12 protein-coding genes are annotated in these 9,066 nt (G+C 67.7%); 7 read left to right on the forward strand and 5 right to left on the reverse strand.

The window, feature by feature from the left end:
* Window positions 1-64: 64 nt before the first annotated feature.
* Window positions 65-571 (reverse strand): hypothetical protein, encoded by a 507-nt coding sequence (locus FV228_RS12880; RefSeq protein ID WP_147854983.1) that lies wholly within the window; start codon window positions 569-571, stop codon window positions 65-67.
* A gap of 258 nt (window positions 572-829) precedes the next feature.
* Here FV228_RS12880 and FV228_RS12885 point away from each other — a divergent pair, with 258 nt between their 5' ends.
* The 7 genes from FV228_RS12885 to FV228_RS12915 all read left to right on the forward strand — a co-directional run bounded on the left by FV228_RS12885 (window position 830) and on the right by FV228_RS12915 (window position 5,459).
* Window positions 830-1,108: a helix-turn-helix domain-containing protein gene (locus tag FV228_RS12885; protein WP_147854984.1), complete on the forward strand. Its 279-nt coding sequence runs from the start codon at window positions 830-832 to the stop codon at window positions 1,106-1,108.
* Window positions 1,109-1,150: 42 nt separating this feature from the next.
* On the forward strand, window positions 1,151-2,950 hold the full coding sequence (locus tag FV228_RS12890; RefSeq protein WP_187274741.1) for a ParB N-terminal domain-containing protein: 1,800 nt from the start codon (window positions 1,151-1,153) through the stop codon (window positions 2,948-2,950).
* A 10-nt stretch (window positions 2,951-2,960) separates the two neighbouring features.
* On the forward strand, window positions 2,961-3,509 hold the full coding sequence (locus FV228_RS12895) for a hypothetical protein (RefSeq protein WP_147854986.1): 549 nt from the start codon (window positions 2,961-2,963) through the stop codon (window positions 3,507-3,509).
* Window positions 3,424-4,014 (forward strand): hypothetical protein, encoded by a 591-nt coding sequence (locus tag FV228_RS12900; protein WP_147854987.1) that lies wholly within the window; start codon window positions 3,424-3,426, stop codon window positions 4,012-4,014. Before FV228_RS12895 ends, FV228_RS12900 begins: the two co-directional genes overlap by 86 nt.
* On the forward strand, window positions 4,014-4,544 hold the full coding sequence (locus tag FV228_RS12905; protein ID WP_147854988.1) for a hypothetical protein: 531 nt from the start codon (window positions 4,014-4,016) through the stop codon (window positions 4,542-4,544). Before FV228_RS12900 ends, FV228_RS12905 begins: the two co-directional genes overlap by 1 nt.
* Window positions 4,545-4,557: 13 nt before the next feature.
* Window positions 4,558-4,782, forward strand: a complete 225-nt coding sequence (locus tag FV228_RS12910) for a hypothetical protein (protein ID WP_147854989.1) — start codon at window positions 4,558-4,560, stop codon at window positions 4,780-4,782.
* 179 nt (window positions 4,783-4,961) lie between these two features.
* Window positions 4,962-5,459, forward strand: a complete 498-nt coding sequence (locus FV228_RS12915; RefSeq protein ID WP_147854990.1) for a hypothetical protein — start codon at window positions 4,962-4,964, stop codon at window positions 5,457-5,459.
* Here FV228_RS12915 and FV228_RS12920 read toward each other — a convergent pair.
* The 4 genes from FV228_RS12920 to FV228_RS12935 form a co-directional block, all read right to left on the reverse strand.
* Window positions 5,456-5,737 (reverse strand): hypothetical protein, encoded by a 282-nt coding sequence (locus FV228_RS12920; protein ID WP_147854991.1) that lies wholly within the window; start codon window positions 5,735-5,737, stop codon window positions 5,456-5,458. The two genes, FV228_RS12915 and FV228_RS12920, sit on opposite strands and share 4 nt — an antisense overlap.
* The gene (locus tag FV228_RS12925) at window positions 5,724-6,299 is read right to left on the reverse strand and encodes a metallophosphoesterase (RefSeq protein WP_147854992.1); all 576 of its coding nucleotides are present in this window, start codon (window positions 6,297-6,299) and stop codon (window positions 5,724-5,726) included. The genes FV228_RS12920 and FV228_RS12925 overlap by 14 nt, the downstream gene beginning before the upstream one ends.
* A gap of 325 nt (window positions 6,300-6,624) precedes the next feature.
* Window positions 6,625-8,106, reverse strand: a complete 1,482-nt coding sequence (locus tag FV228_RS12930; RefSeq protein ID WP_187277722.1) for an integrase arm-type DNA-binding domain-containing protein — start codon at window positions 8,104-8,106, stop codon at window positions 6,625-6,627.
* A 710-nt stretch (window positions 8,107-8,816) separates the two neighbouring features.
* A partial coding sequence (locus tag FV228_RS12935; RefSeq protein ID WP_187277723.1) for an autotransporter domain-containing protein occupies window positions 8,817-9,066 on the reverse strand: 250 nt, incomplete at its 5' end.

Raw genomic sequence — 9,066 nt, forward strand, 5'->3', positions numbered from 1 at the left:
GGGTGATCCTGCTCTCGGGGGTGGGATTCGATTTTCGGGACGGGGACGAAAACGACCAGGGCGATCAGGGGCTGACGCCGAGGGCGACGATTTCCTCGTAGGTCGTGGCTCTGATCCAGATCTGCCGGCCGGACCGCTTCGTGCAGGTGACGTAAGCCCCCTCCCGATGCTCGTCCGGATACGTGTCGCCGGGCACCCACTCATCATCTGCGCGATCAAGGGGAAGCGTGAACCTCCGCGGCTTGCGGGGCAGCAGCCCGAGCCGGGCCTCGTAGCGGCGACGCCCGGCGTTCTCGGGGTCGAGCTCGTTCAGGGCGTCGATGTAGTTCACGGGCACGAGCTCGCCGTTGACGAGCCTGTGGTGGGAGCCGCCGCGGCAGACCGGATCGCGCATGAAAACGATGGTGCCGTCGGGCGCGTCGACCGCGGTGATCCGGCGGTACGTGATCGCGGTTTCGGTCTCCGTCCGCGTGATCTCCAGGGTCGGGAACGCCTGCCCAACGTCGAGTCGGCCGTTCTTGGGGGCGACCGGGTGGAGGGTGACAAAGTTGGGTGTCGTGATCTTCGGCATCGTTGGGGGCACTCCGTCAAATCCGCTGATTGACGGATTCTCCCACCCGACCCTGCATATTGGAATGGCATTGGGGCGATAAAGGACGCCCTGCGACAACTCGTATTAAGTGATACCATCAATACACCACTTAATCGGATGGGCGCTCCAGGCCATCGTCGCGAATTATTATACTTTTTGTAAAAATTCAGGGCCCTTGCGGATCAGCGGAACAGGTCTAACATCTGATTCGTCTCAACCGCATCTTCCGGTCTCGCCATGAAACACGACGTACTACGCACTGGCGAGGTGATCCTCAAGCTGAAGACGGCATGTGCCGATGCGGGCGGGCAGACTAACTGGGCAAAGTCACAGGGTATCAGCGCGCAGTACGTAAGCGACGTCCTCCACGGTCGTCGTCCGCCTGCGAATGCCATCCTCCGGGGTCTCGGGCTGCAGCGTGCGGAGCCGATGTACGTCCCCAGGGAGCCCGAGGACGTCACTCTCTATGACGCCGACGGCCTGACGCTCCTGACTGCCCAGCGCGTCTTCGACTGAACCCACCACACCGACCAGACCAGATCAGCAGAGGTGCACCCCGTGAACCATCAGATCCAGAACCTCCGTTTCGGCCACGAGCCGGGTGCGCCCCTCGGCGTCGTCAACGTCCGCGTGTCCGGGCGTGAGGCGGGGCTCGACGCTCTCGCCGCGTCCATCCTCGCGCTGGGCCTGATCCAGCCGCTGGTCGTCGTCCCCGGTGAGGGCGGGATCGCATACGTGGTCGACGGGAATCGGCGCTTGGCCGCGCTGCGGGCCCTCGTCGCCGAGGAGAAGCTCCCCTCCGACCGCGAGGTCCCCGTTACCGTCCGCGAGGCGGCGCTCGCCCGGGAGATCGGGCTCGGCGCCAACATCAATCAGGCGCCGATGCACGATGCCGACCGGGTGCAGGCGTTCGCCGAACTGCGGCGCTCGGGCGCCAAGGAGAAGGACATCGCCGTCCGGTTCGGCCAGCCGGTCGCGCAGGTCCGGAAGCTGCTCGCGCTCGGTGGCGTGTCGCCTGCGGTGCTCGATGCATGGCGCGCCGGTAAGGTCAGCGAGGACACCGTGAAGGTCTTCACGATGGCCCTGCATGCCGATCAAGACCGCGTGCTGGAGAAAGGGCTGAAGAGCCCGGGCAGCCTGTATGCCTGTTTCGTCAAGCGCGATCTCGGACTCGATCAGGATGTCTCGGGGCTGCTCGCCTACGTCGGGACCAAGGCGTTCAAGGCCGCCGGCGGCCACGTCGTCGAGGACCTTTTCGGCGGAAGCAACGCGGTGTCCGACCCGGTCCTGCTCGCCCGCCTCGCGGATGAGCGCCTGGAGGCCGAGTGCGAGCGCCGGCGCCGTGAAGGTTGGGCCTGGGTCGCCAAGGCCACGGACTTGCCGATGGGCTGGCGCTGGTCGTGGCCCCAAGTGAAGCCGGCGGAGCGTCCGCTGTCGTCCGAGGAGCAGGCCCGTCTCGCCGAGATCGAAACGTGGCTGGATTCCGACGACGAGGGGGAAGAGGCGTCCGACGAGCAGATCCGCGCCGCCCACGACGAGGCCGAAGCGCTTCGTGACAAGGGTTTCATCCAGCCGGGTCCCGCTGATCGCGCCCGCTCCGGGAGCGTGATCCTGCTCGGTCGCGACGGCAAGATCGAGGTCACCGAGTACGTCATCCGCCCCGAGGATGTCCCCGCGGTCGCGCCGAAGGACGACAAGCCGGCCGAGCCCGAGGAGAAGGGCCTGCCGATTTCCCTGGTCGAGACACTGTGCGGTACCGCGACCGAGGCAGTGCAGGCGGCGCTCGGTTCGTCGCCGACCGCCGGCCTGGTGGCGCTGCTGGCCGGGGCAATGTGCGCGAACCACTGGGCGGCGCCTATGAAGGTGCGGCTCGACGGCCTCGGGGGGCAGGCCTCGTCGCTCCACGACAAGGAATCGTTCCAGGACCTCGTCGCCCGGCTGTCCACGATGTCGGTCGACGAGCTTCTCGTGATCGCGGCCGGTGTCGCCGCCCGGGGCGTCCAGACGCTGCACCGCGAGCACGGGACGCGGCCCCTCGCCCCGTCGGAGCGTGCGAGCGTTCAGGCGCTGATGGGCCTTCCGGACCCCTCGGCCATGCAGGACGCGCTGCTCGCCAAGTTCGATGGGGAGGCCTTCTTCAAGTCGGCTCCCAAGGCCGTCACGCTGCAGATCGTGGGGGAGGTCCTCGGCGAGGCAGAGGCCAGGCGCGTCAAGGACAAGAAGAAGAAGGAACTCGTCGAGTTCGCGGTCTCGTCGATCTTGCCGACGGGCTGGCTCCCGGCCGAGCTCCGCCACCCCGGCTACGCCGGCCCCGGCGCTGTCGGCATCGAGCCGGCTCCCCAGGCCCTGGCCGCCTGAGGAGGCACCCATGCCCGTCAATGCCCCAAGCTTCGTCGACGGGCTCGTCGCCCTGGACGCTTCCCAGACGCGCAAGCGCCTCGCCGCGGCGCTGGCCGAGGCGCGCCTCCACGCTCAGTGGACCGCGGGCCCGAGCGGCGACGGCATCGCCGAGGCCATTCGGCACGTCGATGGCGTCCTTCTCGAAGGTGCACGCTGGGCGATCAAGCGCCTCGACGATGCCCTGCTCGCCTCCCGCTCCGCACCGGCCCGTCAGGAGACGCTGGCGGAGGCGCACGCCGCCGTCGTGGCCGCCCTCGACCGCGACGACGACCCGATCACGCCCGTCGTGCCGAGGACGCCCGATTCGTCTCGGGCGCGTTCGGCCGGCGCAGCGAGGCCCCGCCGCCTGGCTGCTGAGGGCCTACGTCGACGCGCCCGGCGGCAGGGGCGCTCCACCTGCTCAAGCATCCCCAACATGAAGGAGAGCGCCCGTGCGCCTGAACGACGACATCAGTTACGCCGCCAGCAAAGCCATCGCGCGGGTCTTGAAGACCGACGACCTGAACCGCGCCGGTGATGTCCTCGACCGCCTGGAAGCCGATGGCTTTGCCGTCCTGCCGATGATGCGTCGGGGCATGGCTGAGAAGTTCACCGAGGCTGTGCGGACCGGGGACTGGCGCGGTATCAGCGATTGGGACTGGAAGGCGTGGTCCCGGGCCGTGCACGCCGGCTACATCTCCAGGGATACGGTCTCCGAAAAGTCGTCCGTCATGGGCAACGTGTTTGCCCTGACGCCCGCGGGCGAGGATGCGATCCGTCGGTTCGTCGACGCCGTCGATCTGACCCAGGCGGCGGTCAGCGCCGGCAGCGACGCGCTGGAGCAGGCCATCGAGGCGGATGAGGGTCGCTACGTCTACGCCGTGAGCGGCCGGGACCATGCGGTCGATCCGCGGGCCCTGGCGGTGCGGGATCTCATCGAGGCAAACCGGCTCTACGCCATGGCCGTAGCGACCCTCGGACTTGAGGCGGCGGACTTGATCCTGCAGCACATGCCGATGCCGGACGTCGGGGCGGCCGCCTGATGGCGCTGACGCACGCAATCGTCGACCGGGGGACGTCGTTAATCGTCTCCCGGCACGGGTCGCTCACCTTGGCGCGGAAGGCATGGCGCCGGCATGCGACCGTGCTGCAGGGCGGCCGCATCGTGCTGTTGCCGTGGGCGGCCCGGCACATGGTCGTGCCACTCAGTGTCGCCAATGCCGCCTTGGCCCGGCTCCGGAGCTCGCCCGTGCAGCGTGTCACCGCATCGTCGCACCCCCACGTGCACAGGGCCTTCGGGATCGTGGCCGAGGACGCAGGGGAATCCCCGCGTTTCGAGTACCTCGTGCCCCGCGCGTTCGAGCACCGCCTCGGGCAGGCCGAGGTTGCCCTAGGGGAGCTAGACGAAGCCGGATTCGAGACGCTCTGCCTCGGATCGCCGAGCGCCGTCCGGGCCCTGATCGGTCGCGACGAGGGACGTCGGGCCGCGGCGGATCTCCTCGCTGGCTTCTTCTCGGACTGGCACCCGCTGACGCATGCCGGCGTTGCCCCATCGCCAAGGCCGTCCGCCTGATCCCCGAGATCCCATGAACCCGTTCCCCCCGTGTCGCCTGCCGCCCGCCGTCGTCGGTGTCTGCCGCGCCCTCGATGGCGTCCTGACGCTGCCCGAGGCCGGCCCGGCTCCGGACGGCGATCTCTCCCTGGCGGATGTCCTGGCCGTGCATGCGCGGATGCTGGCCGCGTCGGTGGAGGAGGCCGCGCCGGGGCTGATGCATGCCGTCCGTGAGCCGGTCATGCAAAGCAGTCGTTAACCAATATCGACGCTTCCTCTTGCAGCCATCCCCTCTACATCTTGCCCAAACGTCAGGTGTGGGTTAAATTGACCAGCGCAGCACGTTAACTGTACGGGCACGTCGCGCTTTTAATCTTCGATGGCCATGCGCTATCTCTTGCTCACGCCCAACGGGCACAACAGCAGGAGAGCGCCATCATGGCGGAGCGGAAGTTCAAGAAGCCCCCGAAGGTCGTGGTCGTCGATCTCGCCAAGCCGGTGCCGGCCGAGATCTTCATGCGCGAGATGTGCCGCAAGTCGCATCTGACGATGGAGGCGCAGGTCGGGCTCACGATCCAGGAGCAGACCGATTACATCGCCAGGGAGATCGCCGCGCACGAGTTCGTGTTCGCGATCCACCAGGCGCCGCACAGTCCGATCCTGAAGTGGATCAAGGGTCGCGATGCCGCGGACGCCAAGGGAGGCTTGGGCGCCATCCCCCCCGCGAAGGGGACGGCGTTCTTCATGCCCAACGAGGGTCTGGCCGAGGCCTTCCTCCTGCTCCACGGGAAGGGCCTGATCGCCGACATGATCCGTGCAGATGACCGGCGGGATGCGGGAGGCATCCTTTCCTCCATCACTCCCGACCTCTTCACCAGGAGCGTCATCGAGCATTTCCACGGGCCTCAGACCGGTCCCGTGACCGATCCCGTTTAGCCCTCCCACACGACGGGATTCGTCGTGGCGCCGTCCGGGCAGTCCTCTGCCCGGGCCGGCCGGAATTCCCGCCCACCGCAGCCCATGCAGACGTACTTCTCGACGCTGGGGCCCTCCTCGGACCACCCCCGGCGATCCTCGGCCGACAAGGTCGCAAGGTACTCCCGCATGCGGGCGACCTCGCTTTCCGCCTCGGCCCGCGTCACCGCGTAGGACACCCACCCGCATGCCAGGCAGGTGACCTCGCAGGGGCCGATCTCCCGCTCACGCCTCGCCATCCTCATCCTCCTGTGGCTCGCCCAGCAGGCGCTCTTCGGGAATCGTGGGCGTGGCTGCGAGGCGCTCCATGATCTGCCCCAGGCTGATCGGCGCGTACGACCAGCGGTCGACACCGACGTCGCAGGACTGGGAGGTGTCCGGGAGGCGTCCGTGAGTATGCCCGAATAGCTGAAGGCTCCCGCGGAACGCACCGGCCCAGGCGCGCATCGGGTAGTGAAAAAGCACAACCCGGGTCCCCTCGACCTTGGGTGTCGCGAGGTCCTGCCGGGAGTACCATGGCAGGTCGAGGACCCGCTTCTTGTCGTGGTTGCCCCGGATGAGGTGCTTGCGACCGCGCAGGCGCCGAAAGATCGCCTGGCATCGCTCCGGGGTGGCGCCCATCGCGAAATCGCCGAGGTGGTAGACCTCGTCGCGCGGGCCGACGACCGCGTTCCATGCCGCGATCAGCGCCTCGTCGTGTTCCTCGATGGAGGCGAACGGGCGCCCGGCCATCGACAGGACCCCCTTGTGGCCGAAGTGGGTGTCGGCGGTGAAAAAGGTCTTCATCGGGGCAGCCTCCATGATGGGGCTGCGCGCACTGCGTCACGCCCCGGGGATGGGTCTCGTCGGTAAGCGGGGGGTGTGTATTCGTTTCACGATGGCCTCGTGGGCTGGCTGAATCCTGAAGATCGCAGCTCTCATGCCGCGGCGCAAGGGATAACCGATCAGATTGTTATGCAATCCACAGACTATGCCAAGTCGCCTGTGCATGTATTAACAAACTACTAATGTATAAAATTGTCATCATTGAACATAAGGACGGCCGATTTATCGAATTTGTATCTATCGTGCGCATAAGACGCCCGATTTCGTCCTAACGTAGTCATGGACATCGATCGCTCGTCTCTTAACGACGAGCGGCGGAACGGTCGAGCGCGGCCGCCTCGCGCGCATAGGCATCGAGCACCGCAGCGACCCAGGCCTCCATGCCTCGCGCCTTCAGGTCTAGCCGCTGCGCCTTCGCGTAGACTTTGCGGGTGATGTCCTCCAAGCGCGCGTCCTCGTCGTCCCTCTTGCCCGTCTTATGCGCCAGGATGGCGCTCGCCGCGCCGCCGAGCTCCTCCTCGGCCAGGAACGATCCGAGGGTGCGCCGGACGTCGTGGGGCGTCCAGATGCGGATGCGGTGGGCCTTGAACAGGTCCACCTCCCGCAACGTGACAGCATCCTTCTTTCCCGCCTTCGCCTTGCCCTGCAGGCGGTACAGCATTTGGTTCAGGCCGTCGGACGTCACGTGCTTGCCCAGGGCTCGGGACGGAAACGCCCACTCGCTGTCCTCGCCCTCGTCGAAACGGCTCAGCGCCTCAAGCGCCGCCGGTGGAATCGGCAGGGCGTGCGGGCGCGGGCTCTTGCCGCCCTTCATGTCGCCGGACGACCACGTCCACACTTCCCACCCGGGGCGCCCCGGCATCGGGATGACCCGGTCCCTTCGTGTGGCCGCCAGGGCGCCGGTCCGCTGCGCGGTCAACACCACGGCCCACAATGACTTGAGCATTCCGGCCGACGTCTCCTGGTCGGTCGTGCCGAGGACGCGGTGACGCTCGGCCAGGGCGAGGGTTCGCCCAAGCTCGGACAGGGTCGGCTCGTGGTCGCGCGTGCTGGCGGCATACTCGATGGACCAGCCCTGCCACCACGGCGTCTTGCCGAGGCGGCTGAGGCGCCGGTGGTACTTCCAGGCCCACGTCAGCATCGCCTTTCCCTGGTTCACGGCCCGGGCGGCGGTGGAGACCGAGTTGGCCTTGGCGATCCTGTCGCGGATCTCCTCCAGCACATCGATGTCGAGTCGGGCGAGCTCCCATGTCGAGATCCGCTCGAACGCCGGGTGGCGCAGGTATCCCTCGTACTGCTCGGCCCATCCCGGCTTCAGCTTGGGCAGGCGGGTGGCGAGGTACGCATCCACCAGGTCGCGCCACTGCCAGGGGCCGTCCCGGCGCCGGTCCTCGTCGGACTGCTCCACGACCTCTTCCGGGAAGGCGGCCTCGACGGACAGCCCGACGTCGTCCGTCTGGGCGATGGCCTCGGCGTAGATCTCCAGGCTCGCCCGGGGATTCCGACCCGACCTGAGGTCGAGGCGGGCCTGCTGGGCGGCCGCGCGGGCGGCGGGGACCGGCAGCGCATCCATGTCGCCGAGGCGCACGGTCCTCGCCTCCGTCTTGAGGAGCCATGCCCCGCCGAGGGGGCCGACGCGGAGCAGGAGGCCGGTGGTCGCGGTGTCAGCCCACTCGATCCCGCGGCCCGGGACCTTGCTCGTCGCGATGAGCCGGCGGGCCCTTTTCAGGTGGTCCGCTGTCAGGTTGACACGTTCGCGGGTCCACGTGTTCTGGGTCGCCAAGGTAGCTCTCCGAGGGCTGATACCAGCCTGATACCAGCCAGCCCCCGAGAGGGATGGCAAGGAGTCGGAGTGCGCAAGCGGCGGTTAAGTCACGGAAATCATTGGCGCAGGGTTAAGAATTCGGGCTCGATACTTGGGTTCGAAAGGTAGATGTCCGGCTTCCCAAGCTGAATGTCGTCGGTTCGATCCCGATCGCCCGCTCCAACTAACTTTCCAAGACCGTTGTACGCACGTACCCCGCTTGGTTTCCCGAGGATTGGTAAAAACCTGGCTTCGCGGCCCGGTGGGTCGGCTTCAGGCTCGTTTCCGTCCGTGATTTCCGAGCCGCGAATAGCTCTGCGTCGTCGAGATCCGTGTGGGGGCTGTGGCTGACCGGATGCGGTTTCGGTCGGGCTTGCGGGCTCGGTGAGCGCCCCGGCTGTGAAAGCCGTGTCCCAGGCCTGTCCCGGTGCGCAGGCCTCGATCCGCTCGCGCCGGTCGGAGACCGATTGGGCATGGGGCCGACCCACGGACCTGCGGATCGCCTTGACCGACGCGGTGACGCTCTACCCCGGTGACACCCCAACGGTCCCGTGAGGCAGCATCGCACGATCTCGTCGGGTTCCGGTCGCCAAGCCATCGGTTCCGTCCAGGGTCGGCTCGAAATTCATACGTCAGGGCGGACCGGTCCCAGGGGACCGATCCTGTGCGACAGGCCCGCCCCGGGCTGTTCAGAACCTGACCGTGAAGGCGCCCTTTGCGGCGTGGTCCTGGGCGCGGGCGCCGATCTGGCCGGTGTAGGACAGGCCCAAGCTCGCCGCCGGGGAGAGCAGCACCGATAGGCCGGCCTCGGCGACCAGGGCGTCGCGGTCGATCGGCAGGCCCGCGCTGACGAACCGGGCGCCGGTGCCCCGGAACGCCAGAACCGCGCTCGGCACGCCGTCGCCTAAGGTGCGCCGGTACCCGGCGAGCGCGTGCACC

This window comes from Methylobacterium sp. WL18, assembly GCF_008040015.1.
In the GTDB taxonomy this organism is placed as follows: domain Bacteria; phylum Pseudomonadota; class Alphaproteobacteria; order Rhizobiales; family Beijerinckiaceae; genus Methylobacterium; species Methylobacterium mesophilicum.